The organism is Stenotrophomonas maltophilia group sp. msm4 (assembly GCF_032025605.1).
Classification (GTDB): domain Bacteria; phylum Pseudomonadota; class Gammaproteobacteria; order Xanthomonadales; family Xanthomonadaceae; genus Stenotrophomonas; species Stenotrophomonas sepilia.
Map to the genome: position 1 here is coordinate 34,139 of NZ_JAVSKK010000001.1, position 24,929 is coordinate 59,067.

Annotated in this window: 22 protein-coding genes, 1 tRNA gene and 1 pseudogene; 7 read left to right on the forward strand and 17 right to left on the reverse strand. The window is 66.3% G+C overall.

Translation table 11 applies throughout. The annotated features are described in order from the left end of the window. Positions 1-36: 36 nt before the first annotated feature. Entirely contained in the window at positions 37-993 is a 957-nt protein-coding gene (locus tag ROV93_RS00190) for an SOS response-associated peptidase family protein (RefSeq protein ID WP_072167442.1), read from the forward strand. Between the two features lie 124 nt (positions 994-1,117). On the opposite strand, the gene ROV93_RS00195 is transcribed toward ROV93_RS00190, so the two are convergent. After that, positions 1,118-1,498 (reverse strand): response regulator, encoded by a 381-nt coding sequence (locus ROV93_RS00195; protein WP_061479069.1) that lies wholly within the window; start codon positions 1,496-1,498, stop codon positions 1,118-1,120. Between the two features lie 132 nt (positions 1,499-1,630). Between ROV93_RS00195 and ROV93_RS00200 the strand changes: the two genes are divergently transcribed. Together ROV93_RS00200 and ROV93_RS00205 are read left to right on the forward strand one after the other, a co-directional pair. After that, positions 1,631-1,716: transfer RNA gene (locus tag ROV93_RS00200), tRNA-Leu, on the forward strand. A gap of 270 nt (positions 1,717-1,986) precedes the next feature. Then, a pseudogene (locus tag ROV93_RS00205) lies at positions 1,987-2,194 on the forward strand (GGDEF domain-containing protein); the annotation flags it as partial. 27 nt (positions 2,195-2,221) lie between these two features. On the opposite strand, the gene ROV93_RS00210 reads toward ROV93_RS00205, so the two are convergent. After that, the gene (locus ROV93_RS00210; RefSeq protein ID WP_072167441.1) at positions 2,222-4,048 is read right to left on the reverse strand and encodes a methyl-accepting chemotaxis protein; all 1,827 of its coding nucleotides are present in this window, start codon (positions 4,046-4,048) and stop codon (positions 2,222-2,224) included. A 530-nt stretch (positions 4,049-4,578) separates the two neighbouring features. On the opposite strand from ROV93_RS00210, the gene ROV93_RS00215 reads away from it, so the two are divergent. Continuing rightward, entirely contained in the window at positions 4,579-5,667 is a 1,089-nt protein-coding gene (locus ROV93_RS00215) for a DUF5694 domain-containing protein (RefSeq protein WP_072167440.1), read from the forward strand. A gap of 61 nt (positions 5,668-5,728) precedes the next feature. Continuing rightward, complete coding sequence (locus tag ROV93_RS00220; protein ID WP_061479066.1) at positions 5,729-6,019, forward strand: putative quinol monooxygenase; 291 nt, start codon at positions 5,729-5,731, stop codon at positions 6,017-6,019. On the opposite strand, the gene ROV93_RS00225 is transcribed toward ROV93_RS00220, so the two are convergent. The 4 genes from ROV93_RS00225 to ROV93_RS00240 all read right to left on the reverse strand — a co-directional run bounded on the left by ROV93_RS00225 (position 5,961) and on the right by ROV93_RS00240 (position 11,534). Next, on the reverse strand, positions 5,961-6,263 hold the full coding sequence (locus ROV93_RS00225; protein ID WP_072167439.1) for a hypothetical protein: 303 nt from the start codon (positions 6,261-6,263) through the stop codon (positions 5,961-5,963). The two genes, ROV93_RS00220 and ROV93_RS00225, sit on opposite strands and share 59 nt — an antisense overlap. Positions 6,264-6,325: 62 nt before the next feature. Continuing rightward, a complete protein-coding gene (locus tag ROV93_RS00230; RefSeq protein WP_180890817.1) occupies positions 6,326-8,515 on the reverse strand; it encodes a PAS domain-containing protein in 2,190 nt (729 codons plus the stop codon). Between the two features lie 208 nt (positions 8,516-8,723). Beyond that, the gene (locus ROV93_RS00235; protein ID WP_072167437.1) at positions 8,724-11,111 is read right to left on the reverse strand and encodes a Tex family protein; all 2,388 of its coding nucleotides are present in this window, start codon (positions 11,109-11,111) and stop codon (positions 8,724-8,726) included. 207 nt (positions 11,112-11,318) lie between these two features. Further along, positions 11,319-11,534, reverse strand: a complete 216-nt coding sequence (locus tag ROV93_RS00240) for a hypothetical protein (RefSeq protein ID WP_005417149.1) — start codon at positions 11,532-11,534, stop codon at positions 11,319-11,321. Positions 11,535-12,246: 712 nt separating this feature from the next. Between ROV93_RS00240 and ROV93_RS00245 the strand changes: the two genes are divergently transcribed. Beyond that, a protein-coding gene (locus ROV93_RS00245; protein ID WP_312538352.1) for an IS3 family transposase occupies positions 12,247-13,598 on the forward strand; the annotation gives its coding sequence in 2 pieces (ribosomal slippage) (positions 12,247-12,694 and positions 12,694-13,598; 1,353 coding nt in all). Positions 13,599-13,740: 142 nt separating this feature from the next. Here ROV93_RS00245 and ROV93_RS00250 read toward each other — a convergent pair. From ROV93_RS00250 to ROV93_RS00300, 11 genes are all read right to left on the reverse strand, one after another. Then, positions 13,741-14,145, reverse strand: coding sequence for a hypothetical protein (locus tag ROV93_RS00250; protein ID WP_088123871.1), 405 nt, complete (start codon positions 14,143-14,145; stop codon positions 13,741-13,743). Between the two features lie 44 nt (positions 14,146-14,189). Beyond that, a complete protein-coding gene (locus ROV93_RS00255) occupies positions 14,190-14,393 on the reverse strand; it encodes a PspC domain-containing protein (protein ID WP_072168074.1) in 204 nt (67 codons plus the stop codon). A gap of 67 nt (positions 14,394-14,460) precedes the next feature. Beyond that, positions 14,461-14,829, reverse strand: coding sequence for a YfeK family protein (locus ROV93_RS00260; RefSeq protein WP_032954276.1), 369 nt, complete (start codon positions 14,827-14,829; stop codon positions 14,461-14,463). A 33-nt stretch (positions 14,830-14,862) separates the two neighbouring features. Further along, positions 14,863-15,930 carry a class III poly(R)-hydroxyalkanoic acid synthase subunit PhaC gene (phaC, locus tag ROV93_RS00265; protein WP_072168075.1) on the reverse strand — a complete coding sequence of 356 codons (1,068 nt, stop codon included), beginning with the start codon at positions 15,928-15,930 and terminating at the stop codon, positions 14,863-14,865. Beyond that, a complete protein-coding gene (gene phaE / locus ROV93_RS00270) occupies positions 15,927-16,976 on the reverse strand; it encodes a class III poly(R)-hydroxyalkanoic acid synthase subunit PhaE (protein ID WP_072168076.1) in 1,050 nt (349 codons plus the stop codon). Before phaE ends, phaC begins: the two co-directional genes overlap by 4 nt. A 22-nt stretch (positions 16,977-16,998) precedes the next feature. Continuing rightward, positions 16,999-17,613 (reverse strand): phosphatidylcholine/phosphatidylserine synthase, encoded by a 615-nt coding sequence (locus ROV93_RS00275; protein WP_019660264.1) that lies wholly within the window; start codon positions 17,611-17,613, stop codon positions 16,999-17,001. A 454-nt stretch (positions 17,614-18,067) separates the two neighbouring features. Continuing rightward, positions 18,068-19,429, reverse strand: a complete 1,362-nt coding sequence (locus ROV93_RS00280) for an MATE family efflux transporter (protein WP_072168077.1) — start codon at positions 19,427-19,429, stop codon at positions 18,068-18,070. Between the two features lie 117 nt (positions 19,430-19,546). Then, positions 19,547-20,164, reverse strand: coding sequence for a DUF2239 family protein (locus ROV93_RS00285; RefSeq protein WP_072168078.1), 618 nt, complete (start codon positions 20,162-20,164; stop codon positions 19,547-19,549). A gap of 143 nt (positions 20,165-20,307) precedes the next feature. Further along, on the reverse strand, positions 20,308-20,796 hold the full coding sequence (locus ROV93_RS00290; RefSeq protein WP_072168079.1) for an 8-oxo-dGTP diphosphatase: 489 nt from the start codon (positions 20,794-20,796) through the stop codon (positions 20,308-20,310). Between the two features lie 41 nt (positions 20,797-20,837). Next, positions 20,838-21,347 carry a DUF1249 domain-containing protein gene (locus ROV93_RS00295; RefSeq protein ID WP_134730765.1) on the reverse strand — a complete coding sequence of 170 codons (510 nt, stop codon included), beginning with the start codon at positions 21,345-21,347 and terminating at the stop codon, positions 20,838-20,840. A gap of 177 nt (positions 21,348-21,524) precedes the next feature. Beyond that, entirely contained in the window at positions 21,525-22,346 is an 822-nt protein-coding gene (locus ROV93_RS00300) for a pyruvate, water dikinase regulatory protein (protein ID WP_005417170.1), read from the reverse strand. Positions 22,347-22,490: 144 nt separating this feature from the next. Between ROV93_RS00300 and ppsA the strand changes: the two genes are divergently transcribed. Then, complete coding sequence (ppsA, locus tag ROV93_RS00305; RefSeq protein ID WP_053499806.1) at positions 22,491-24,869, forward strand: phosphoenolpyruvate synthase; 2,379 nt, start codon at positions 22,491-22,493, stop codon at positions 24,867-24,869. The last annotated feature ends 60 nt before the right edge of the window (positions 24,870-24,929 follow it).

Consider the following 24,929-nt stretch of genomic DNA (forward strand, 5'->3'; position numbering starts at 1 on the left):
CGTCGCAGCCGCTGCGACCCAGGCCCACAGAGTCCCATGTGCTATTCCGCCCTGATCCGCGCTGACTACGCCAAACTGGTACGCGAGTTCGGCGCCATCCTGTCGCTGGAGGACTTCGCCGAACTGTACGCACACGATCCGGGCAAGAAACGGCCGAAGACCCCGAAGGCGATGGATGACGGATTCGCCGGTGCGCGTACCGAACAGGGGCGGGACATCGTGGCGAAGATCCAGCAATGGCATGCGCAGGAGCAACAGGCCCTGGAGGCCGAACTGGCCCGGCAATGCGAACGACGCGATATTGCCCATGCCACGCTGGCCACCCGGCCCACGCAGAAAGCGCACAACGACCTGCGCGTGGCCGGCAACCGCATCGAGCGCGCACAGGCCCGGCTGGAAGACCTGCATCGGGTGCAGCTGCTGCCGCGTGACAACCGCATTTTCCCCGGCACCTACGCACCGGTGATGGTCAGCGAGAACGGCCAGCGCGTGATCAAGCCGATGCGCTACCAGTGCCGGCTGCCGGACAAGCCGGCGCGCAACGACGTACTTTACCCCGGCACCTACAATGCGCGGCGCGACAGCCTGGAAGGTTACTGGCGGGGTGCGTTCGGACTGCGCCATGGCGTGGTGGTGGTACAGGCGTTCTACGAGCACGTGCCCCGCCACGCCATCGCCGGCCGCACCCTCGGTGCCGACGAAAAGGAACAGGACGTGGTGCTCGAATTCCGTCCCGATCCGCCCCGCGACCTGCTGCTGGCCTGCCTCTGGGCAGAATGGGAAGGACCGGAAGGCCGCCTGCTTTCGTTTGCCACGATCACCGACGCACCGCCCAGCGACGTCGCCGCTGCCGGGCATGACCGCGGGGTAGTGCCGATCCGCAAGGAACACCTCGACGCCTGGCTCAACCCCGAACCGGATGACCTGGCGCGCCAGTACCGCATCCTCGATGACCGCGAGGAGATCCGTTACGTGTACGAGGAAGCGGGCTGAGCGCCGGACGCAATGGAAAAACCCCGCCTGGGCGGGGTTCCTGGATCAGGGGTTGCCGCCGAACTTCGCAGACGCGAGCATTCGGCCGTCGGCAGTATCCCCCTGCCGGCCCGTGACGGACGGCTCAGGCCTTGACGCTGGAGCGACCCACCGCTCGCGCCAGCGCGCGTGACAGATCAGCCGACAGGTACGGCTTGACCAGCAGCAGGCCGGCCAACATCGGCGCCGGCAGCTGCTCGGCCAGCATCCCGGTGGCCAGCACGAACGGAATGCCACGCGCTGAAAGCGCTGCAGCCACCGGCTCACTGGTCTCGTTGCGGGCCAGGCGGTAGTCCAGCAGGGCCACGTCAGGAGTGCTCTGCTCCAGCAGCCGCAGGGCCTCGGACACACTCGCTGCGAGGCCAACCACGACCGCACCGGCATGCACCAGCTGCATCTGCAGCAGGGCCGCGCTCATTTCGTCGTTCTCGACCACCAGCACCCTCAGGTCCTGCAACACTGTCATCGGCTACCGCTCCTGGAGGCAATTGCACGCTGGGAGTATAGCTATCAAGGGGCCAATGCCGACAGAAACCGCCCTCATAGGCCCTCCTACTATGCATCGCCTGCCGACCTCGGTTACACTCGCACGCTGCCTGCCGGTGTGGCGGAATGGTATACGCAGCTGACTCAAAATCAGCCGGGGGTGACCCCATGAAGGTTCGAGTCCTTTCACCGGCACCACTGCATCAAAGGCCAGGTCCATGACCTGGCCTTTTGCATTTCCCGGGCCAGAGCGCCGACACTGGCGAAGATGCCCCAGCATGCCCTGCCCGCGCGATTGCCCCTCCTGCGGGCGTCCGACGCCGTCGCCCGGTCCCACTACTTCTCGCTGCCGGGCGTGATCGAGCACACCAGCTGGGGCCACGTTTCCGAACGGGCGATGGCGCTGCAGATCGCCCGCCATCTGCCTGACGCATCCGATCAGCGCTGGGCGCTGGGGACGCCAACAACCTGCAGGCGGTCGCCGCGATCCTCGACGGCTGCCCGCAACGCAGTGATGACCTGCTGGCCCGCGACGGCGGCGAGGAATTCATCGCCACCCTGCGAGCGCCTGCGCGCCGCCGTGGAAACCGCCGCCCTGCCCGCCGCTGAGGCCCATGTGACCATCAGCATCGGCGTAGCCTGGCAGGCCGCGAATGAGCAGGCCGAGCCACGAGGCCGGGGAACAGCACTCCGACCGCCGGGCCTAGACCGCACGCAGCACCGCCGCGCCATGCAGGTGCCCCGCGCCACCCTGCACGCGGAAGCTGGCCACGGTCTGCAGAAGCTGCGCTGACTGCTCCTCCATGCTGCGCGCCGCGGCCGAGGCTTCCTCGACCAGCGCAGCGTTCTGCTGGGTGCCCTGGTCGATCAGATCGACAGCGTGGTTCATCTGCTGGATGTCGTCGCTCTGCTGCTGTGCGGCCGTGCTGATCTCGGACATCAGGTCACTGACCCGGCGCACGTTGAGCACGATCTCATCCATGGTGCGGCCGGCGCTCTCAACCTGCGCGGTACCGGCGCCGACATTGGCCACCGACGCATCGATCAGCTGCTTGATCTCCTTCGCGGCACTGGCCGAGCGCTGCGACAGTTCGCGGATCTCGGTGGCGACCACGGCGAAGCCACGCCCGTGTTCGCCCGCACGCGCTGCTTCCACCGCCGCGTTCAACGCAAGGATGTTGGTCTGGAAAGCAATGCCGTCGATCACGCCGATGATGTCGACGATGCGCCGCGAGGACGCGTTGATCACGGCCATGGTCTCGACCACTTCGTGCACCACGTTGCCACCGCGGGCAGCGACATCAGCAGCACCACCGGCCAGCTGACTGGCCTGCCGTGCGTTGGTCGCGGTGCGCTGCACGGTCTCGGCCAGGCCCTTCATCGACACCGCGGTCTCCTCCAGCGACGCGGCCTGCTGCTCGGTGCGCTGCGACAGATCGCTGTTGCCCTGCGCGATCTCGGTGGCACCGACGGCGATGGTGTCGGCGGCGAACTTGATCTGGGCGATGATCGCGGCCATCGCCTCCACCAACGAATTCACGCCTTCGCACAGCTCGGCGATCGGCCCGTGCTTGTCGGCAGTGGCCACGCGCCGGGTCAGGTCGCCCTCCTTGGCGGCCGCCACCACTTCACGGGTCTGCGCCACGGCGCGCTGCATGGCCTGGTTCTCATGCACCTGCGCGGTGATGTCGGTGGCGTACTTGACGACCTTGAACGGCTTTCCATTGAGATCCAGGATCGGGTTGTAGGACGCCTGGATCCAGACCTCGCGCCCGCCCTTGCCGAGGCGCCGGTACTGGCCGGCATCGTATTCGCCACGGCCCAGCTTCTCCCAGAACTGCCGATACTCGGCACTGCCACGATACTCGGGCTCGACGAACAGCGAGTGGTGCTGGCCACGCACGTCGTCCAGGCTGTAGCCGGTGGCTGCCAGGAAGTTCTCGTTGGCCGAAAGGATGCGGCCGTCCATGCCGAACTCGATCACCGCCTGCGACTTGTCGATCGCCGCCAGCTGCCCGGCCGAGTCGGCCGCCTGCAGCTTCTGCGCGGTGATGTCGGTGGCGAACTTGACCACCTTGTAAGGCCGCCCCTGCCGGTCCAGCACCGGGTTGTACGAGGCCTGGATCCAGATCTCGCGCTGGCCCTTGCCGAAGCGCCGGTACTGGCCAGCGTCATATTCGCCACGCCCCAGCCGCGCCCAGAAGTCGCGGTACTCGGCGCTGCGCGCCTGCTCGGGATCGACGAACAGGGAATGATGCTTTCCCTGGATCTCCTCCAGCCGGTAGCCCATCGCCTGCAGGAAGTTGTCATTGGCCTGCAGGATGGTGCCATCGAGGGCGAACTCGATGACCGCCTGGACCCGGTGCAGCGCCGCGACCTGGGCTTCCAGCTCGGCACGGCCGTCGGACACGGCCTCGGCGCCGGTGCGGTGCTGGGGTGCCAGCGCGTCCAGCAGGGCACGCCACGGCGACCAACGGGTATGCAGCTCAGCCGGCGCCTGTGCGCCCGCCGTGAAGCCTGGAATGAGCATTGTCTGATCCTCGGTGTCCGGTAAGCGGTTGCGACCCGACGGGCGGGATGCCCGGCGGCAACTTCAGGTGCCAGGGACTACAGGTGCCAACCGGCACCTCTCGAGCGACTGCCACGAACGTCTGCTGCGGGTGCGATCGGCATCTGGGAGCGGCGGAACACACAGCGCGGGCCGCCCATCGGGGACGGCCTGGGGTCCTGCGGCGGGTGACTGGAGCGGGATCCAGAGGGAATATCGGCGAGGAGATCGGTGGCTTTAGCCGGATTACGCGACGTCCGTCGCAACTTCAGATGCAGCTGCAGGGACGCGGTAGACAATCGCGATGTACTTCACATTCTGCTCACGCTCGGTGGGGACACCGGGTGTCATCACGGAACATGTCGCGCGTTGCCGTCGTCACTGGGCAGAGCCTTGCCGGGCACGATGCAGTTCAGGCCCAAAAGGTTTGCATGACCAACGGGCGATTCCGTGGCAGGTGAAAACGGCCAGCATGCAGCGAACTGCAGGACGCGCACTGACACGGAGATCGCATGTTCCCACGCTTGGCCAGCCTCCTGATCCTGGGCCTGTGCAGTACCGGCGCCCTCGCTGCCGATGCCACCTATCGGCCCGCCTTCCATCCGGACCAGCTGAAGGGGCCGCCTGTCGGGCGACCGAACGAGGTGCTGGTACTGGGCACCGCCCACCTGTCCGGCCTGCCCAAGTCGTTCCAGCCCGCCTTGCTTGAACCGTTGCTGCAGCGACTGGTCGCCTGGAAGCCCGAACTGATCGCCACCGAAGACCTGTCCGGCCTCCAGTGCGATTCCATGCGTCGCTACCCGGAACGCTATGCGCAGAGCGTGGCCACCTACTGCTTCGACACCACCGCTGCGCAGGCTGCCACGGGCCTGGACGTGCCCGCAGCGAACGCCCAGGCCGAGCGCCTGCTTGCGACCTGGCCGGACGAGCCGACGCCCACCCAGCGTCGTCGGCTCGCAGCATTGTTCCTGGCAGCGGGCGAACGCGGCTCGGCGCAGGTGCAGTGGCTGCGCCTGCCTGCGTCCGAGCGCAAAGCCGGCGATGGGCTGACGCCGGCCCTGGTCGAGATCCTCGGCAAAGGCCTGGTCCGCCGCAATGAAACCAGCCTGATCGCCGCCGTCGTTGCTGCCCGCCTCGGGCATGAACGGCTGTGGGCCGTGGACGACCACACGGCCGATTCTCCCACACCGGCCGAGGATGAAGCGGCGGCCAGTGCAGCCATCACCGGTGCCTGGAACAATACACACTTGCGGGCGCGACGGGAGGCCGATGAACGCCTCGTGGCCAATCTGGACAAGCCCGGCGGCGTCATGGCGCTGTATCGGGATTACAACAGCCCCGCGGCAGCGATGGCAGCGTACCAGAGCGACTTCGGCGCGACGCTCGTCGAGCCGTCCTCCAAGGCGTTCGGCCGGATGTATGTCGGTTACTGGGAAACCCGCAACCTGCGCATGGTCGCCAACATCCGCGACGTGCTGGGCCTGCACCCTGGCAGCCGAATGCTGGCCATCGTCGGTGCCTCGCACAAGGGCTACTACGAGGCCTACCTCAATCAGATGCACGACGTGCAGCTGGTCAGTACGGACACGGTATTGCGTTGACCAGGATAGGTGCACGCGATGCGCTGGCACTATCCTGCAAGGCCCGTCTGCAGGTGCCGACATGCTGAAAGTGATCGCCGAGGATTTCATCCATCCCGATGCGGTGGACACCGTGCTTCCCCTGTACCGCGAGCTGGTCGCATGCACGCGGCGAGAGCCGCTCTGCCTCGGCTATGAACTGTTCGTCGACCAGAAGGACCCCGGGCATTTCGTCTTCATCGAGCAATGGCCGGACCGCGACGCTCTGGATATCCATTGCGCCAGCGAGCACTTCCAGCGTCTGGTGCCTCAGATCAACGCGTTCCAGCGCGCACCGTGCCGGGTCCTGCTGATGGACGCGGCACGGGTGTAGTGCCGGAAGCGAGACGCCCGCCGTCGCCGCGGCCATGCCGCCACAGCAACACGCAGGCCGCAACCGTGCAGGCCAGGCTCAGGACCAGCAGCGCGACCGCGCCTTGCTGCAATACGGGCAACAACGCCTGCGCGTACGGGTCGCCGCGCAGCTGTTCGGCGCGCAGGCAGGTGGCCAGCGCCAGGCACCAGCCGACCAGCGCCGGGATGAACATGCGTACCGCAACCGGGTTCCAGGCATTCATGGGTTCACCTGCTTCAGGGGAGATGCGCACAGTATTCGCGCGCGTCCTCTCACAGACTGAGATCAGTCCTGGGCGGCATCGGCATCGTCGCCTGGAAGCTCCGACAGCTCGCCCTGCACCTGCACGTTGTTGCGCCCCAGCGCCTTGGCCCGGTAGCACTGTGCATCGGCAGCGGCCACTGCCTGGTCCACGCTCATGCCCCCCGCCAGGGGCGCGATGCCGATGCTGGCACCGACCCGCAGCCGATGCTGATCCCACGGGATGGACAGCGCTGACAGGGTCTGCAGGAGTTCACCGCCGATCCGTGCGGCACGACGCGGCGTACACCCGGACAGGATCACCGCGAACTCGTCGCCGCCCAGCCGCGCCACCACGTCCGAATCACGCACACCATGTCGCAGCACACTGGCCACCGCCCACAGCACGGCATCGCCGGCCAGGTGGCCCCAGGTGTCGTTGACCGGCTTGAAGCGGTCCAGATCGATGTACATCAGCGAGGCGGCCTGCCCGGTGCGCTCGACGCGGGTGATCGCCTGCTGCAGGTGCACCTCGAAACCGCGGCGGTTGCTCAGTTCGGTGAGTGGATCGATCTCGGCCAGGTGGCGGGCTTCGCGCTGCCGCGCCCGCTGCTGGGTGTCGTCGCGCAGCACCCACACCGCGCCGCGCACATGGCCTTCGTCATCGCGCAGCCAGGCCCGCGTCAGGTCCACCGGCACCGTTGCCGTGCCCAGGCGCAGCAGCAGGTCGGCGTGCAGGTCCACCGCGTTGCTCTCCGGGTCCAGCAGTACCGACACATCCAGTACCGAGCCGGGCGCGTACTCGGTGGTCAGCGCCAGCACGTCCTGCACCTTGTGCCCGGCCAGCGACAGCGCGCCATCACCGGCCAGGGTGCGTACCGCGGCCGCGTTGGCATAGTCGATGCGGCCGTCAAGGTTGACGCTGAGCACCAGGTCGGCCACCGCATCCAGGGTGATGCGGCTGCGCTGTTCGCTCTCGAACAGGCGTTGCTCACTGCTGCGCTGGGCGGTGATGTCCTGGATCTGCGACACGAAGTGCAGCGGCTGGCCATGCTCGCTGCGCACCAGCGACACCGACAGCCGCGCCCAGATGATGCGGCCGTCGTGGTCGAGATAGCGCTTTTCAAGGTGGTAATGGCTGCGCCGTCCGGCCAGCAGGTCCTGCACCAGGGCCAGGTCGGTCTGCAGGTCATCGGGATGGGTCAGGCGCTGGAAGTCGACCTGCAGCAGCTCTTCGCGCGGGTAACCCAGGATCCGGCACAGCGCATCATTGACGTCCAGCCAACGCCCCTCCAGCGACACCAGCGCCATGCCCAACGCCGCCGACGTGAATGCACCGGCGAACTTCTCCGCCGACAGCCGCGCCTCGGCCCGTGCCTGCAGAATTTCGGTGATGTCGATGGCCATGCCGACGTAGCCGATGCGTGCGCCATCGGCACCTTCCATGCGGCTGATCGACAGGCGCACCTGGCGTGGCAGGCCCTCCTTGCGCAGCAACGTCCACTGCCGCGAGTAGGTCTGCCCGTCAGCGCGGGCACTGAGCGCTTCGAACACGTCGGGAAGGTTGCCCTCGGCATCGGCCAGCGGCTCCAGCCAGGCATTCAGTTCCTCCGGATCGTGGAACGCATCGAGCCGGCGCTGGCCGACCACCTCCGCTGCGCTGTAGCCCAGCAGGCGCTCCGCACCCGTGTTGAACAGGGTGATGGTGCCATCGGTATCGGTGGCGATCACCGCTACCTCATCGGACGCATCGACCACGGCCTGCAGGCGTTGGCGGGTTTCGGCCGCGTCCTGTCTCGCCTGCTGCAGCTCGGTGACGTCGGCATGGGCACCGGCCATCCACAGCGGCTTGCCCTGCCCGTCCCATTCAAAGACGCGGCCACGGTCCTGGATCCAGATCCACTGGCCGTTCCTGTGGCGCATGCGCAGCAGGCAGGCGTAGTTGTCGCTGCGCCCTTGGAAATGGTCGTCCAGCGCAGCATCGGACAACGCAATGTCATCGGGATGGACCAGCCTCAGGAACGTCTTCTGGCAGATGGGTTCCAGCTCTTCCAGGCGGTAACCGACGATCTCGGCCCAGCGCGCATTGACCCGCATCTCGCCGGTCTGCACGTTCCATTCCCAGGTTCCCGCGGCGGTACCGTCGATGATCATCGCCAGGCGGCGACGCTCTTCCGCTAGCTCCTGCAGGCGGCGCTCCAGCAGTCCATTGCCGTGGATGCCCTGGCCCGGCATCAATCCGGTCTCCTGCCGGCACGGGCAGGCGCCGAACGCAGCGCAGCGCTGCGACCGCCGGTACGAGCAACGGGTGGTGCTGGCGTCATGGCCCTCCCCAGCAACAGCGGGGTGGCCGGACGCCTCCCCTCAAGCGCAAGTGTGCGCAATCACGGGGAAAATCGACAAGTCCCCCGCCATGAATCAAGTGTGACGGGGAACGCGGTCCTCAACTGCGCTTGGCGCGCGCGAAGGCCTCGGCCAGGGCGTTGTTGGCCGGGGGCGCGGACGCGGCGGGACGGCCACCATTGCCTTGACCCCGGTTCAGCCCGCGGTTCTGGCCGCCTGCATCGCGGCGCGGACCCTGCCCATGACCGCGCTCATCACGCTGTCCCGGGCGGCTGGTGGCTTGCCCGGGGGTATCGTCCAGGCGCCGGGTCAGGGCGATGCGCTTGCGCGCCACGTCCACCTCCAGCACCTTCACCTTGACGATATCGCCGGCCTTGACCACGTCGCGCGGGTCCTTCACGAACGTATCGGAAAGTGCCGATATGTGGATCAGGCCATCCTGGTGCACACCGATATCGACGAAGGCACCGAAGGCCGCCACGTTGCTGACCACACCCTCGAGCACCATGCCCTCGCGCAGGTCCTTGATGTCCTCGACGCCCTCGGCGAATCGTGCCGCCTTGAACTCGGGGCGTGGGTCTCGGCCCGGCTTCTCCAGTTCCTTGAGGATGTCACGCACGGTCGGCACGCCGAAGGTGGCATCGGTGAACTGCTCGGCCTTCAGGCCGCGCAGGAAGCTGCCATCACCGATCAGCGCCTTGATCGGGCGCGCGGTGCTGGCAACGATGCGCTCGACCACCGGGTAGGCTTCCGGGTGTACCGCCGAAGCATCCAGCGGTTCATCACCGTCGGCAATGCGCAGGAAGCCCGCGCACTGTTCAAAGGTCTTCTCGCCCAGGCGCGCGACCTTCAGCAGGTCCTTGCGGCGCTTGAACGGGCCGTTCGCATCACGGTGGCGCACGATGTTCTCGGCCACCGTGGCCGACAGGCCGGACACCCGCGACAACAGTGCAGCCGAAGCGGTGTTCACGTACACGCCCACCGCGTTCACGCAGTCCTCCACGCGGGCATCCAGCGCGCGCGCCAGGCGGTACTGATCCACATCGTGCTGGTACTGGCCGACACCGATCGCCTTGGGTTCGATCTTCACCAGTTCGGCCAGCGGGTCCTGCAGGCGGCGGGCGATCGACACCGCCCCACGTAGCGACACGTCCAGCTCCGGGAACTCCCTGGCCGCGAACTCGGACGCCGAGTACACCGACGCCCCGGCCTCGCTGACCACTACCTTCTGCAGCTTCGGGTTGGCAGCGGCCTTGATCGCTTCACCGGCCAGCTTGTCGGTTTCGCGGCTGGCAGTGCCGTTGCCGATCGCGATCAGTTCCACGTTGTGCTTGGCGCACAGCTGCTTGATCGTCTGCAGCGACTGCTCCCACTGGCGACGCGGCTCGTGCGGGTAGATGGTGTCGGTGGCGACCAGCTTGCCGGTGGCATCGACCACGGCGATCTTGCAGCCGGTGCGGATGCCCGGGTCCAGTCCGAGCACGGTCTTCGGGCCGGCGGGTGCCGCCAGCAACAGGTCCTTCAGGTTGTCGCCGAACACCGCGATGGCTTCGGCTTCGGCCTTTTCGCGAGCTTGGTTGAACAGGTCCAGCAGCAGATGGGTGTGCAGCTTGGCACGCCAGGTCAGCCGGCACGCATCCAGCAGCCAGCGGTCGGCGGCACGGCCCTGGTCGGCGATGCCGGCCTTGCGCGCCACGCGTCCTTCGGCGTACTGATGGCCAGCCTCGGCATCGCTGCCCGGGTCCAGTTCCAGGAACAGGATCTCCTCGCGGCGCGCACGGAACAGTGCCAGCAAGCGATGCGACGGAATCTTCGCCAGCGCCTCGGCATGCTCGAAGTAGTCGCGGTACTTGGCGCCCTCGGTTTCCTTGCCCTCGGCGACGCGGGCACGGATCACGCCGGTCTCGCCCAGCCAGGTGCGCAGTTCACCGACCAGCGCGGCGTCTTCGCCCCAGCGCTCCATCAGGATCGCGCGCGCGCCTTCCAACGCGGACTTGGCGTCGGCCACGCCCTTGTCGGCGTCGACGAAGGTGGCCGCGAACGTCTGCGGGTCCTGCGTCGGGTCGGCCAGCAGGCCATCGGCCAACGGCTCCAGGCCGGCCTCGCGGGCGATCTGCGCACGGGTGCGGCGCTTGGGCTTGTACGGCAGGTACAGGTCTTCCAGCCGGCTCTTGGTATCGGCGGCCAGGATGTCATTGCGCAGCTCGTCACTGAGCTTGCCCTGCTCGCCGATGCTGGCCAGCACCGCCGCGCGACGGTCCTCCAGCTCGCGCAGGTAGGTCAGCCGGGTTTCCAGGTTGCGCAGCTGGGTGTCGTCCAGGCCACCGGTCACTTCCTTGCGGTAGCGCGCGATGAACGGAACGCTGGCGCCTTCGTCGAGCAGGCCGACGGCGGCGCGTACCTGGGCGGACTGGGCACCGATTTCGTCGGCGATGGTCTGGGCGATCTGCTGGGCGAGCGCGCTCTGGGCGTTCTTGGCGTCGTGCATTGCTTCAGGTCTGTGCCGCGTTTCGGGAAGCCCCCATTCTGGCAATCCGCGACGGAGCCGGACAAGGCATTGACAGGGGGCGAGGTTCAGCGGCGAAGCCGGATTGGACGCCGGCATCCTGGCAAAGAGCGGGCTCGGACTGGCCCGGGGCTGGGATGCCGGCGCGGGCGCGCGATGGTGGGCGCGCCCTGCCGCGTGTTGCGACGGTCAGCGGTAGTGGCGGGCGGCGCGCTGCATGACGATGTCGTCACGCATGCCTTCCAGGGCCATCAGGCGGACCTTGCCGACACCCTGCAGTTCCATGAACCGCTCCGTGTAGAACTCCGGCCCCAGCGCGGTGTCGGCGCGGGATTTGCTGAAGCCGTAGGGCACCACGCCCTTCTCGCCATCCTTGCTACCACCGACATAAAGAACGATTGCCATGTGATGTCTTCCTCCAAATTGCTACTGCGTACTGCGTTCGATGAGCGATGCTGCGAGCTCATCGAGGGAGAGCTTACCGCGTCGAACCTGACTGGAACGTCACGAAGGCTAATGACGATCGGTTGCATGCAGATGACTGCGGGATCGCAGCAGAATGCTTACGGATCTTTAACTTCCGGCTAACGAATCGCGGGGATTCCCGCCAACGGCGCAGCCCCTCGTGGGTGGTTTGGTTGGTCGCGGAAAGCCGGTTTCCTGTGGGCTGGCCGGGAGGGTGGGTAGGCCGGGGACGCCGTGAACCCATCCATGGGGGCTTGGCCGCGGCATCCATGCCGCGGACACCCCCGCGAACCCAACCCGACCGCCCTCTGACAGATGGCTGTGGCCTGCACCACCCACGGAAAAGAAAAAGAACAGCAGAAGCGGGTCGCGCGCTGCGCTTGCTCGTGTAGAGCCGAGCCTGCGCTCGGCTTCGCGACAGGGCCAGGAAGCAGCCGAGCGTGGGCTCGGCTCTACAAAAAGCAGCCGGCCAAGCTGCTTTTGCTTTTGATCTTCTTTTTTCTTCTCCGTGGGTGGCGGCAGGCACCAGGAATCTGTCAGCGGCCGGGAGGGTGGGTAGGGCGGGGTGTCCGCGGCATGGATGCCGCGGCCAAGCCCCCATGGATGAAGTGACCCCCGGGAGTTGGACATCAGATCCGACCCCGAGGGATACATGAACAGATACGACGCGCGTTTCAAACTGCAGGTCGCCAAACAGGCCTGCAAGACCTCCACATCGGTCAAAGCCGTTGCTCGTCGCTACGGCCTGGAGTTCTCCACGGTCAGGCGCTGGGTGGCGACCTATCGGCTGCATGGTTGGCGGGGATTTCATCGCCAGTCCCAGTCCTATGACCTCGCATTCAAGCTGGCTGTCCTGAAGAAGATGGGCCAGGACGGCATGTCCGGGCGGGAGGCCACCACTTACTTTCAAATTGGCGATGCCGGCGCGGTGGGTCGGTGGCGTCGCCTGTATGCTCAAGGCGGTGCCCAAGCGCTGGCACCACCTCCGCCGCCGCCCCGAAAGCCGATGAAAAAGACCCGTTCGTCCAAGCCACCTGAGGAAATGAGCCGCGATGAGCTGCTCAAGGAAGTTGCCTATCTGCGTGCGGAGACCGACTACCTAAAAAAACTCGATGCCTTGATCCGGGAAGAGCAGGCGGCGCAGGACGCAAAGCGCAAGCCATCCAAGGATTGAGGCAGGTTCATCCGCTGTCGCTTCTGCTCGAAGCGGCAGAGCTGTCACGCAGTACGTTCTATTACCAGAACCATGTCCTGGCCCATCCGGATCAGGATGAGGCAGCCCTGTGCGAGCGCATCCGGGCAATCTACGATCAAAGCCAAGGGCGCTATGGGTATCGCACGGTGACGCTGGAACTGGCCAATCAGGGCCATCGGACCAATCACAAGCGGGTACAGCGCCTGATGGGGGAGATGGGCCTGAAATCACGGGTACGCGTGAAGCGCTACCGGTCCTTCAAAGGGGCCGCCAATGTTGTGGTTGGCAATGACCTCAATCGCCAGTTCCATGCCGAGCGGCCCAACCAGAAGTGGGTGACTGACGTCACCGAGTTCAAGGTGCAAGGCATGAAGCTGTACCTGTCGCCGATCATGGACCTCTACAACGGTGAAATCGTGGCTTATCAGATCAAGCGCCAGCCTGTGTTCGATCTGGTAGGTCAGATGCTGGAGGAGGCCATCAAGAAGCTTTCGCCGGATGAGCGGCCAATGATCCACTCCGACCAGGGCTGGCAGTACCAGCATGAGAACTACCGGCACATGCTGGAAAAGCACTCGTTGAAGCAAAGCATGTCCCGACGTGGCAACTGCTTGGACAATGCGGCAATGGAAAGCTTCTTCGGGACGCTGAAGTCGGAGTTCTTCTACCTGAACAGCTTTGACAGCATCGAAAGCCTGGAGGCCGGGCTGGTGGAGTACATCAAGTACTACAACCAAGAGCGAATCAGATTGAAATTGAAGGGGCTAAGCCCGGTAAAGTACCGGGAACAGGCCCAAGCAGCCGCCTGACCCCACCGTCCAAGTCTCGGGGGTCACTTCAGGACGGGTTCACGGCGTCCCCCGCGAACCCAACCCGACCGACCAGCGCGAGGGTTTTGCATTTGACAACCAGGCATCACTACCCACGAGGGGCCGCGCCGTTGGCTGGAAACTACGGCCACCAACCACGCCCGAACCGGGCGAAATGATCGGCCGCGCGTTCGAACGGATTGCGTGCACTCACCCCACCACACAGCAGGTACACCGGCAGGTACAACGGCCCCAGCACCATGTACTGGTAAACGTGCGCGCGCTCGTGGTCGTCCAGCCGGATCAGCGGCTCCACGCCCCACCCCGCCTGATGCGCATAGGTCCGGCAACAGATGCCGAGGTCATGGCCGGTATGCAGGATCACGTTGCCCAGGGTGATCGCACCGCCCGGCCCCCACGGCCAGTGATCGAACACCACGGCGCAGTCCCGCCCGCTCCATCGCAGCGTCGCGCCGCCAAGCATGCCGGCCAAGCCGCCGATCAGGCCGATCAGTGTGTTGGGCAGCGTCCATGCGGCGCCCAGCATCTGCAGCGCGCGCAGCCAGAGCGGCCAGGATCGAGCGGCGGTGTTCAATCCGCCTCGTTCGGAATCAGCAGCCACAGGATCAGGTAGATCAGAATGCCGGGGAAGGCGGCCGAGCCGATCGATACCAGCACGAACACGATCCGCAGCAGGGTGGGGTTCCAGCCGAAGCGATGGGCAATGCCGCCCATCACGCCGGCAATCATGCGGTCGTTCAATGAACGCGACAGCGTCTTGGGCGTGGTGTTCACGGCGGTGTCTCCTCGGCTTGCGGGCAGAATCAGTCGAGCACGCCGCGACTCTACACCGCCTCCGTGTCTACGGCGTGCGGAGACGCAGCGCCTGCAGGCGCGCACCGAACCAGGCGGCCGCGGTCTGTTCAGGCTGCCCCGGGCACTGGATGCGGTAAGGCTTCCCGCTCATGCTGCTCTGGCTGGCGGCGCGCTCGATGAACTGCTCGGCGCTGTCCACCATGTCCTTCTTCAGCAGGTAGTCGTACTTGCGCTGCAGATGAGCGCGCGCATCGCCGCCGTCGTACCAGCTGCCATTGCGCTGGAAACGGCACTGCGAGCCGTCCAGGCTGGAAATCAGCTGGGCGATCTCCCGGCGTGCATCGGCACTGGGTGCGGCGTGGGCAAATTGTGCTGCCAGCAGTGCCGCAAGAATCAACGAAATCCGGTACGTCATCATCCCCCCAGGTCAATCGAGCATGGCTCGACTCTACAGGTCACGCGCCGTCAACCAGCCATCGATCGTGGCCGGCACTTCGCGCTGGGCGCGGCCGGACACATAGATACCAATGTGGCCACCGCGGAAACTGGACTCGGTGTAGTCGTCCGTGCCCAGGCGCCCACGCATCGCGCGCGAGGCGTCCGGCGGTACCAGATGGTCCTGCTCGGCATAGATGTTCAGCACCGGCAAGGTCACCTGCGACAGATCCACGGCTTCCTCGCCGATCCGCACCGTACCGTTCACCAGGCCGTTGCCCTGGTAGAACTGCTTGATGAAGTCACGGAACGCCTCGCCCGCCAGGTCCGGCGAATCGAAGATCCATTTTTCCATGCGCAGGAAATCCTCCAGCGCCGCCTTGTCGTCGAGGATATCGAGCAGACCGACGTACTTCTGCACGTTCAGGCGGAATGGCTTGAGCATCAGGTAGCTGGCATTCATCAGGTCAGCCGGTATGTTGCCCAGCGTATCCACCAGCAGATCCACGTCCACCTGCCGCGCCCAGTGCGAGAGCATGTTGTCGGCCGTCTGGAAATCGACCGGGGTGACCATGGTGATCAGCTTGCCCAGCTTCTCCCGGCGCAGCGCGGCATAGCACAGCGCGAACACACCGCCCTGGCAGATGCCGAGCAGGTCGATCGGGCCGCCACTGCGCACGCGCAGTGCATCCACCGCACCATCGATATAGCGCAGCAGATAGTCCTCCAGCGTCTGGAAGCGCTCCGAGCGATCCGGGTAGCCCCAGTCCAGCACGTACACATCCTGCCCAAGCGCCAACAACTTCTGCACCAGCGAGCGGTCGGCCTGCAGGTCGACCATGTACGGCCGGTTGACCAGCGCGTAGACGATCAGCAGCGGCGTGCGCCGGGTCGGCGCCTGTTCGCCGACGAAGCGGTAGAGCACCACCTTGCCGTCGCGCCACACTTCCTCGCGGGCGGTCACGCCATAGTCAACGTCTTCCACCTGCGGCAGCAGCTTCAGCCCCTCCATCAGCTTGCGCTGCATGGCCAGGGTCTCCTGCATCAGGTCATCGGCGTTGAAGCCCAGCGGTCCCTTCATCGGTCACGTGCCCGTGAGGTGGTGCGAGATTCGGACTTTTTGGCAGCCGCCTTCTTTGCCGGCGCGGCCCTCTTCGCGGCCTTGCGGGCGGCTGGCTTCACCTTCGCCGGCGTCGGCTGCGCCACCGGATCGACCGCAGCGGTTCCAGCCAGCACCGCCACTTGTGCCTGCAGCCGGCGCAGGCTGCGCTCCAGCTCGGCGATGCGGCGGTGTGCGGCATCCATCTCGCTGCGGGTCGGCAGGCCGATACGTTCACTCATCTGTTCCACCTCGCGCTGCAGGCCGGCGCGCAGACGCATCTGCGCGTTGCCCAGCGAGGCGTACACCTGCTGGAACGGTTCGGACATGGCGACCTTGGCGTAGGCCTCCTCGGCCACTTCGATCCACAGGTCGAACATCGCGCGGGCGCTGGTCAGCTGGCTGCCCGGCTGTTCGTGCTCGGCCAGGCGCTGCTCGAACAGCGCAAATGCCTCGTCCAATGCCCGCTTGATCTGGTCGACATAGGCGCGCGAATGCTGCTGGTATTCTTCCTGCGCACGCAGCAGGGCCTGCCAGCGCGCCTGGTGCTCGCGGCCGGGGCCGAATGCCGGGCTCTGCAGCCACGGGCCCGCCTGCAGCTGGAACTGCTGCAGCCATGCGGCGAATTCAGGTACTGCGGCACCGGCGTGGGTGCTGCCGCGGGCACCCTGCAGCATCCATTGCAGCATGCCGTCGCCCTGCCCCTGCACCGCCTCACGCCAGGCCTGGGCCACGTCGGCACTGCTGGCGTCGCGGCCGGCAAACCGAGCGGCGACCTCCTGCATGGTGCCGTACCAGCTGCCCGCCTGTTCGCGGAACCGGCGCATGGCATCTTCCGGCGCGCCGGGCGCCTGTTCGGGCAGCAATTGGCCCCACCAGTCAAACAACCGTTGCCAGCTGCCGGGGTCGTCACCGGCAGGTGCAGCGGGCGCGCCCGCATGGCGCAGAGCATCACCCCAGGCGCCGAAGTACTGCCGGGCCAGCGTCTCGAAATCGCTGCTGCCGGCATCGTGGGCCGAGCTGGTCATCGCAGGCCTCCGCAGGGCTGGCTCATGGCTTGGGGATACGCAGGGTCTTGCTGATCATCAGCGACCCGGACAGGGCGAACAACAGCACCATCGGGTGCAGCTGCCACGGTCCGATCTGCCACTGGCCGAACCAGATGTTCTGGCCGATGGCATCGGTGCCGGCGGCGATCGCCAGTACGATCACCAGCACCAGGCTGGTCGGGATCGGGGTGCCCTCGAAATACGTGACCTTGCCCTCATCGCCGGTCATTGCCTCGGCAGTGACGTTGTAGCGTGCCAAGCGGCTGACGCCGCAGCAGACGAAGTAGCTCAGCACCAGCCAGTCCCAGCCACCCTGCATGCCGCAGGCATAGGCCAGCGCCGCTGGGGCCACCCCGAAGGAGATCACGTCGGACAGCGAGTCCAGCTCGCGGCCGAGGGTGGAGCTGGACTTGCGCCAGCGCGCGATGCGCCCATCAAGGGCGTCGAAGATGAAGGCCAACGGGATCAGCGCCATGCCAAACAGCAGGTAGCCGCGCTCGCCGTCCTGCAGGAAGCGCATGGCGGCAAATACCGCACCGGTGCCGCAGAAAGCATTGGCCAGGGTGAACCAGTCGGCCAGCTGGAATTCGCGCAGCATCGAGAAGTGACGTTTCATGGGGACTCACGGAGCATCAAGGCCCACAGGTTACCGCGAGCGCCGTCGCTGGTGACAGCGCTGACGGGGCCCACCCTTCACCGCCCGCTCACCCGCCCTCACCGGCGGTGAATTTTTCGCCACCCATCTTGACAGCCTAGGGGGGTGGCGCATGTCGCGGCTTATCCACAAAGTTGCCCACGCGTAATCCACACCCCCTGTGGACAACCAGATCTCACCGACTGCGACGGTGGACATTTCCTCATCACCCTGACGCGGGGTTTCCCTACTTCCCAAGCCGCGAGGTCGGCGCTATGGTCACCGGCGGGCCCGCCGCCGCCACGTCCAATTCGCGGTGACGGGCGATGATGATGCCGGATGCTTCCACCTGCTGCTGGCGCAGCGGCCATGAAGCGGTAGAGCCGGCCGCTGGCCGGCTGCCCTACCATTCCGGAGTGCCGGCCAGCGGCCGGCACTACCCAGCCTGCACCCGCCGCCACCGCGCGAAACACATCACCTGCATCACCAGCATGGCCAGCAACCCCAGCGGCCACGCCCACCACACGCCGGCCAGCCCGTGCTGCGCCTGCATCCACATCGCCAGCGGCAGTTCCACCAGCAGCACCGCTGCCATACCCAGCAACGCTGGCAACCATACCGTGCCGCTGCCGCGCATCACCCCGACAAGCACCGCGCTGATTCCCATCGCCAGCACGCCCCACACCACAGTGCGCAGCTGCAACGCAGCCAGCTCGCGCACGTCGGCTGCCGCCAGGATCAGCCCGGTCAGCCCGGGCGCCAGCGCCACAACCAGCACCACCACCACGCTCAGCGTCGCCAGCGCCACCAGCACACCCGTCCGGGCGATGGCCGGCAGCCGTGCTGTACGCCCGGCGCCCATCGCATGCGCCGCGAGGATGGTGGCGGTGATCCCCAACGACATTGCCGGCAACTGCACCCAGTTCATCAGCTGGTTGACCGCACCGTAGGCGGCCGTAGCGGTGTAGCCGTAACGGTTGATCCAGCCCAGCAACACGATTTCGGCGACGGCCAGGCTGAGCATCTGCAGCGAGGAGGGTATGCCGATGCGGAGCATCGATCGGATGATCGCGCCATCGAAACGAATGGCATGCAACAACTCAGGGCCCGGTGCCAAGGGATGTCCTGCCCGATGCCAACGCAACAACAGCCAGCCCAGGGCCAACAGCGAGGCAAACGCCGCCGACACCGCCGCACTGGCCGATCCCAGCCGCGGCAGGCCGGCCCAGCCCAGAATCAGCAGCGGCGTACACAGCAGGCCCACCGCCGTGGCCAGCAGCAGCGCATGCAGCGGCGTCTTCGCATCGCCTACCGCGCGGCTCACGGCAGTGGCCAGCCACAGGAGGAAGAACGCCGGCGCCGCCAGCAGCAGCACGCGCGCGTAGACGATGGACTCACCGAGGATCGGTGCCGGTGTACCCAGTGACATCAGAAGCTGTGGTGCGAAACCGCTCCCCAGAGCCATCACCAGCACCGACAGCACAAGGATCAGCGCCACCGCACTGCCAGCCACCGCGCGCACCTGCTGCGGCCGACCCGCGCCCCAGGCGTGCCCGATCAGCACCATCGCGCCGGTCGCCAGGCCCATCACCAGAGCCAGCAGCAGGAAGAAGACCGGGAAGAACGCAGCGGCCACGGCCACCGCCTGGGTACCGAGCAGATGGCCGAGGTAGATGTTGTCCAGCGTGCCTGCGGCCAGTTGCAGCGCATTGGTCAGCAGCATCGGCAGCAGCAGGGCCAGGTAGGTGCGCCACAGAGGCGGCGCGACCAGGGGCGTGGGATGTACAGGGGAGTTCATGGGGTTCTCTGGGCAAGGCGCTGCCCTGCCCGGCGTTTCCACCAGCAAAGCAAGCACAGGGGACCGGGCCGCAGCCCGCGATCAGGTGGCGCCGCCGCTCAACGACGGCGCGATGGTTCAGCCGTCAGCGCTGTCGAACGCCAGACGCAGGGCGTGGTCGCGCACATCCCTGGGCCAGGAATGCAGCACCGCTTCAAGGCCCGTACGGTCGTGCGCGAACAGCACGCGGATGGCCTCCTCGAAGCCCGGCAGGTCACCGGCGATGGTCTGCATGAAGTGATACGCGCGCTCGGCATCGCGACGCCGGCGGTCCTTGTCCGCACCGGCGCGGCTGGCCGCCTCCACCAGTTTTCGCAATGCCACCGAGGCCCCGCCCGGCTGCTCTGCCAGCCACGCCCAATGGCGCGGCAGCAAGGTCACTTCACGGGCGACCACGCCCAGCTTGGGGCGGCCACGGCCACGCGGGGTCGCCGCAGCGTCTTCGGCAGTGATCTCGGCATCCGCCTCGCCAGAGGGGGGAAACGCTTCGGTTACCCGCGCCAGCAGTTCCTCGTCACTGCCGCGCGTATCGAAATCGCGGGTGCGGCCGGTGGCGTTGTCGAACACCAGCAATGGTCCGGCAGCGTTGTCGGCGCGCAGCCGCTTGAGCGCCAGTGCCGCCACTTCCGGGCTGCCGCAGGCAACGAGGCGATGGCCGTCGAAACAACTGAAGGGAGGGAGTCGGGACGCAGGCATGGCAATGGCATCAGAGGTGATGTGCGAATATTGCCCGGGCAATTTATGACCGTCAATATTGCCCGGGTATTAATTAACCAAAAGAGCGTGCCAACCCAGATTGGCACTCCCCGGAATGGTTGGCACCTCCCCGATTCACCGGGTCACAGCCGGCTGTAGGACCAACTGACCATGCGCCCGTCCTTGTACGGCATAACCCCGTGGAACGGGCGCGGGTCGGCGTCGAACACCAGCGGCAGGAAGTTGCGGTCGCCTTCCCACATCGGCAGCGTGTCCAGCTTGTCCAGGTCCACCCACTCCAGCGTACCTTCGTGGTTGCCGCCGTGCGGGGTACCTTCGAAGCTGTCGATGACGAACACGAAGCCCAGCCAGTCCTCACCGTGCTTGCCGAATCCCGGCCAGCTGATGGTGCCGCGCAGGCGCATGCCGGTGCAGTCGACGCCGGCTTCCTCGGCGATCTCGCGACGCATGCCTGCCGCGACGTCTTCAGTCGGTTCGATCTTGCCACCCAGCCCGTTGTACTTGCCCAGATGATGGTCACCGGGACGGGTATTGCGATGGATCATCAGCACCTGGCGACGATCGGGCGACAGCACGTAGCCCAGGGTGGCGACGATCGGGGTGTACGGCATGGGCAGCATCCAGCGGCAGGTGAGCCGTGGATTATGGCCGATCAGCGCACCAGCGACAGGCGGCGTTCGGCGGGCGCCGCGACGCCATCGGCATCGCGGCGCAGCGTGGCCACGCCGTGGCCGCGCTCGGCCAGGTACTCCAGCCACTTGCCGAGGAAGGTGTTCATCCGCATGCGGTGGCTGATCAGCTCCGCCGGCGGCGGGTACAGCCCCATGGTGTCCTGCCAGCGGCGGCCGACGTAGCAGTGGGTGGTCTCGGCCTGGCGCGCGTCACGGTACAGGCGAACATAGGCCGATGGATCAGGCTCGCCAGTGACCGGGTCGGCCAGGTCGTAGGTCAGCCGCAGTTCCACCGTGTAGCGGTGGCACTCGATCACGTCCAGGCGAACGTCCAGGCCATCGCCGACCGAGGAGACGTAGCTGCCCGTCATCAGTCCAGCCGGTTCGAACAGGCGCACCAGATGGCGGTAGTTCTCCGCGTACAGGCCCATGAGCCAGCTCAGCCGGCTCAGGCGGGGAATGCGTTCGGTACGGGGCAAGGCTCGGGCCATGGGTCGATCCTACACGTTGGTGCTTCAACGTGGGGGCGCCTCAAGCCACAGCCAACCCGACGACGACGATCCCCCTGCAGGGCCGAGACCACGCTCGGCTGCGCTTCGGCCAGAACCCGCTGGCCCAGCCGAGCGTGGGCTCGGCTCTACGGGCGCAGCCAGGCGCGCCGGAAAGGATCAATACAGCTCGCGCTGCAGCCCCAATGTGGCCAGCACCTTGCTGGAAATCTCCTCGATCGAGGTATGCGTGGTGCTCAGGGTCGGAATCCGCTCCATGCGGAACATGGTCTCGGCCGCGGCCACCTCGCGCTTGCAGGTGTCCAGGTTGGCGTAGCGCGAGTTCGGGCGGCGCTCCTGGCGGATCTGCTGCAGGCGGTCCGGGTCGATGGTCAACCCGAACAGCTTGCGTCGGTAGTTGCGCAGGCGCGGCGGCAGGCGGTCGCTTTCCAGGTCCTCGTCGGTCAACGGGTAGTTGGCCGCGCGCACCCCGTAATGCAGGGCCAGGTAGATGCAGGTGGGCGTCTTGCCGGCGCGCGACACCGCCACCAGGATCACGTCGGCATCGTCGTAGTTCACCGCAATGCCATCGTCATGGGTCAGGGCGAAGTTCATCGCGTTGATGCGGCGGTGGTAGGTATCGAAATCGACCATGCCGTGGGCCTGGCCGACCCGGGCCAGGCGCGGGCTGGCCAGTTCACGCTCCAGGGGCTCGATGAACGGCGCGAACACATCCAGCATCAGCGCCCCGCTGTCGGCCAGGATCAGGCTCAGGCTCTGGTCCACGCAGGAGTTCACCACGATCGGCCGGACCTGGTAGCGCTCACCTGCCGCCTGGATCCGGGCGCAGGCTTCACGCGCTTTTTCGGGGTCGTCGACAAACGACATTCGGTCGGTAATGAAGCTGAATCCGGAGAACTGGGTCAGCAGGCTATGCCCAATGGTTTCAGCGGTGATACCGGTTCCATCGGAAACGTAGAACACCGGACGGATGGTCGACATGCGCGCTTTTACCCCCTACGAAGCTTAAAAAGGCCGCCAGCACAAGCTTGTGCCGACGGTGCTCTGCCCGGCATCATATCGGCTTCTTCCTACGGACGCGGCCACTCAGCCCGCCTCGGGCGATGGCCAAACGGAGCATCGCGCTTGAACGAGAACATCCTGTGGTTGCACGAACTGCGTCTGGCCGATCTGGCCCGCGTAGGCGGCAAGAATTCGTCCCTGGGCGAGATGATCGGCAACCTGGCCGGTCTGGGCGTTTCGGTGCCGGGCGGTTATGCCACCACCGCTGAAGCCTTCAAGGACTTCATCGCGCACAACGACCTGTCCAAGCGCATCTTCGACAGGCTGGCCACGCTGGACGTCGAGGACGTCAATGCGCTGACCGCCGCCGGCAAGGAAATCCGCGGCTGGGTAATCGACGCCCCGCTGCAGCCGCAGCTGGACCAGGACATCCGCACCGCCTACGCCAAGCTGAGCGCCGAGAATGGCGGCGGCGACGTTGCTGTGGCCGTGCGTTCGTCTGCCACCGCCGAGGATCTGCCGGATGCGTCCTTCGCCGGACAGCAGGAAACCTTCCTCAACGTGACCGGTGCCGACGACGTCGTGCACAAGGTCAAGGAAGTGTTCGCCTCGCTGTACAACGACCGCGCCATCGCCTACCGCGTGCACCACGGCTTCAAGCATGAGGACGTGTTCCTGTCCGCCGGCGTGCAGCTGATGGTGCGTTCGGGCGTCGGTTCCTCCGGCGTGCTGTTCACCCTGGACACCGAGTCCGGCTTCCGCGACGTGGTGTTCGTCACCTCCTCGTTCGGCCTGGGCGAGATGGTCGTGCAGGGCGCGGTCAATCCGGACGAATACTACGTCTACAAGCCCACCCTGCAGGCCGGCAAGCCGGCGATCCTGCGCCGCTCGCTCGGCAGCAAGGCGATCCGCATGGTGTATTCGGATGTCCCCGGTGAACGCGTCCGTATCGAAGACACGCCGGCCGAACTGCGCACCACCTTCTCGATCAGCGACGAGGACGTGCAGGAACTGGCCAAGCAGGCGCTGGTCATCGAAAAGCACTACGGCCGCCCGATGGACATCGAGTGGGCCAAGGACGGTGTCAGCGGCAAGCTGTTCATCGTGCAGGCGCGCCCGGAAACGGTGAAGTCGCGCAGCCACGCCACCCAGATCGAGCGCTTCGCGCTGACCGAGAAGGGCGGCAAGGTGCTGGCCGAGGGCCGTGCCGTCGGCGCCAAGATCGGTTCGGGCGTGGCCCGCGTGGTGAAGACGCTGGACGACATGAACCGCGTGCAGCCGGGCGACGTGCTGATCGCCGACATGACCGATCCCGATTGGGAACCGGTGATGAAGCGCGCCTCGGCCATCGTCACCAACCGCGGTGGCCGCACCTGCCACGCCGCGATCATCGCGCGCGAGCTGGGCGTGCCAGCCGTGGTCGGTTCGGGCAACGCCACCCAGGTCATCGAGGATGGCCAGCTGGTCACCGTCAGCTGCGCTGAAGGCGATACCGGCTTCATCTACGAAGGCAAGCTCGGCTTCGAACGCACCACGACCGATCTGGGCAACATGCCGCCGGCGCCGCTGAAGATCATGATGAACGTGGCCAACCCGGAACGTGCCTTCGACTTCGGCCAGCTGCCGAACGCCGGCATCGGCCTGGCCCGCCTGGAAATGATCATCGCCAGCCACATCGGCATCCATCCGAATGCGCTGCTGGAATACGACCGCCAGGACGCCGCTACCAAGAAGAAGATCGACGAGAAGATCGCCGGCTACGGTGATCCGGTCAGCTTCTACGTCGACCGCCTGGCCGAAGGCATCGCCACCCTCACCGCCTCGGTCGCCCCGAACGCCGTGATCGTGCGCCTGTCGGACTTCAAGTCCAACGAGTACGCCAACCTGATCGGCGGCAGCAACTACGAGCCGCACGAAGAGAACCCGATGATCGGCTTCCGCGGCGCCAGCCGTTACGTCGATCCGAGCTTCTCGGCCGCCTTCGCGCTGGAGTGCAAGGCCGTGCTGCGCGTGCGCAACGAAATGGGCCTGGACAACCTGTGGGTCATGATTCCGTTCGTGCGCACCCTGGAAGAAGGCCGCAAGGTCATCGAGGTGCTGGAACAGAACGGCCTGAAGCAGGGCGAGAACGGCCTGAAGATCATCATGATGTGCGAAGTGCCGTCCAACGCACTGCTCGCCGATGAATTCCTGGAAATCTTCGACGGCTTCTCGATCGGCTCCAACGACCTGACCCAGCTGAGCCTGGGCCTGGACCGCGACTCGTCGATCGTCGCGCACCTGTTCGACGAACGTAACCCGGCGGTGAAAAAACTGCTGTCGATGGCGATCAAGTCGGCACGTGCCAAGGGCAAGTACGTTGGCATCTGCGGCCAGGGCCCGTCCGATCACCCGGATCTGGCCGAATGGCTGATGCAGGAAGGCATCGAGTCGGTGTCGCTGAACCCGGACACCGTGGTCGACACCTGGCTGCGCCTGGCCAAGCTGAAGGCCAACGGCTGATGCCGTGATGGGCTGACGTCGCTTTCATCGACGTCCGCCCATACTGCTGCTGCACGCAAG

Excerpts from the sequence above, each read along its gene's own strand:
- ROV93_RS00190 (WP_072167442.1), top strand. The coding sequence starts at position 37 with ATGTGCTATTCCGCCCTGATCCGCGCTGACTACGCCAAACTGGTACGC.
- ROV93_RS00195 (WP_061479069.1), bottom strand. The coding sequence starts at position 1,498 with ATGACAGTGTTGCAGGACCTGAGGGTGCTGGTGGTCGAGAACGACGAA.
- ROV93_RS00210 (WP_072167441.1), bottom strand. The coding sequence starts at position 4,048 with ATGCTCATTCCAGGCTTCACGGCGGGCGCACAGGCGCCGGCTGAGCTG.
- ROV93_RS00215 (WP_072167440.1), top strand. The coding sequence starts at position 4,579 with ATGTTCCCACGCTTGGCCAGCCTCCTGATCCTGGGCCTGTGCAGTACC.
- ROV93_RS00220 (WP_061479066.1), top strand. The coding sequence starts at position 5,729 with ATGCTGAAAGTGATCGCCGAGGATTTCATCCATCCCGATGCGGTGGAC.
- ROV93_RS00225 (WP_072167439.1), bottom strand. The coding sequence starts at position 6,263 with ATGAATGCCTGGAACCCGGTTGCGGTACGCATGTTCATCCCGGCGCTG.
- ROV93_RS00230 (WP_180890817.1), bottom strand. The coding sequence starts at position 8,515 with ATGCCGGGCCAGGGCATCCACGGCAATGGACTGCTGGAGCGCCGCCTG.
- ROV93_RS00235 (WP_072167437.1), bottom strand. The coding sequence starts at position 11,111 with ATGCACGACGCCAAGAACGCCCAGAGCGCGCTCGCCCAGCAGATCGCC.
- ROV93_RS00240 (WP_005417149.1), bottom strand. The coding sequence starts at position 11,534 with ATGGCAATCGTTCTTTATGTCGGTGGTAGCAAGGATGGCGAGAAGGGC.
- ROV93_RS00250 (WP_088123871.1), bottom strand. The coding sequence starts at position 14,145 with ATGCTGGGCGCCGCATGGACGCTGCCCAACACACTGATCGGCCTGATC.
- ROV93_RS00260 (WP_032954276.1), bottom strand. The coding sequence starts at position 14,829 with ATGACGTACCGGATTTCGTTGATTCTTGCGGCACTGCTGGCAGCACAA.
- phaC (WP_072168075.1), bottom strand. The coding sequence starts at position 15,930 with ATGAAGGGACCGCTGGGCTTCAACGCCGATGACCTGATGCAGGAGACC.
- phaE (WP_072168076.1), bottom strand. The coding sequence starts at position 16,976 with ATGACCAGCTCGGCCCACGATGCCGGCAGCAGCGATTTCGAGACGCTG.
- ROV93_RS00275 (WP_019660264.1), bottom strand. The coding sequence starts at position 17,613 with ATGAAACGTCACTTCTCGATGCTGCGCGAATTCCAGCTGGCCGACTGG.
- ROV93_RS00280 (WP_072168077.1), bottom strand. The coding sequence starts at position 19,429 with ATGAACTCCCCTGTACATCCCACGCCCCTGGTCGCGCCGCCTCTGTGG.
- ROV93_RS00285 (WP_072168078.1), bottom strand. The coding sequence starts at position 20,164 with ATGCCTGCGTCCCGACTCCCTCCCTTCAGTTGTTTCGACGGCCATCGC.
- ROV93_RS00290 (WP_072168079.1), bottom strand. The coding sequence starts at position 20,796 with ATGCCGTACACCCCGATCGTCGCCACCCTGGGCTACGTGCTGTCGCCC.
- ROV93_RS00295 (WP_134730765.1), bottom strand. The coding sequence starts at position 21,347 with ATGGCCCGAGCCTTGCCCCGTACCGAACGCATTCCCCGCCTGAGCCGG.
- ROV93_RS00300 (WP_005417170.1), bottom strand. The coding sequence starts at position 22,346 with ATGTCGACCATCCGTCCGGTGTTCTACGTTTCCGATGGAACCGGTATC.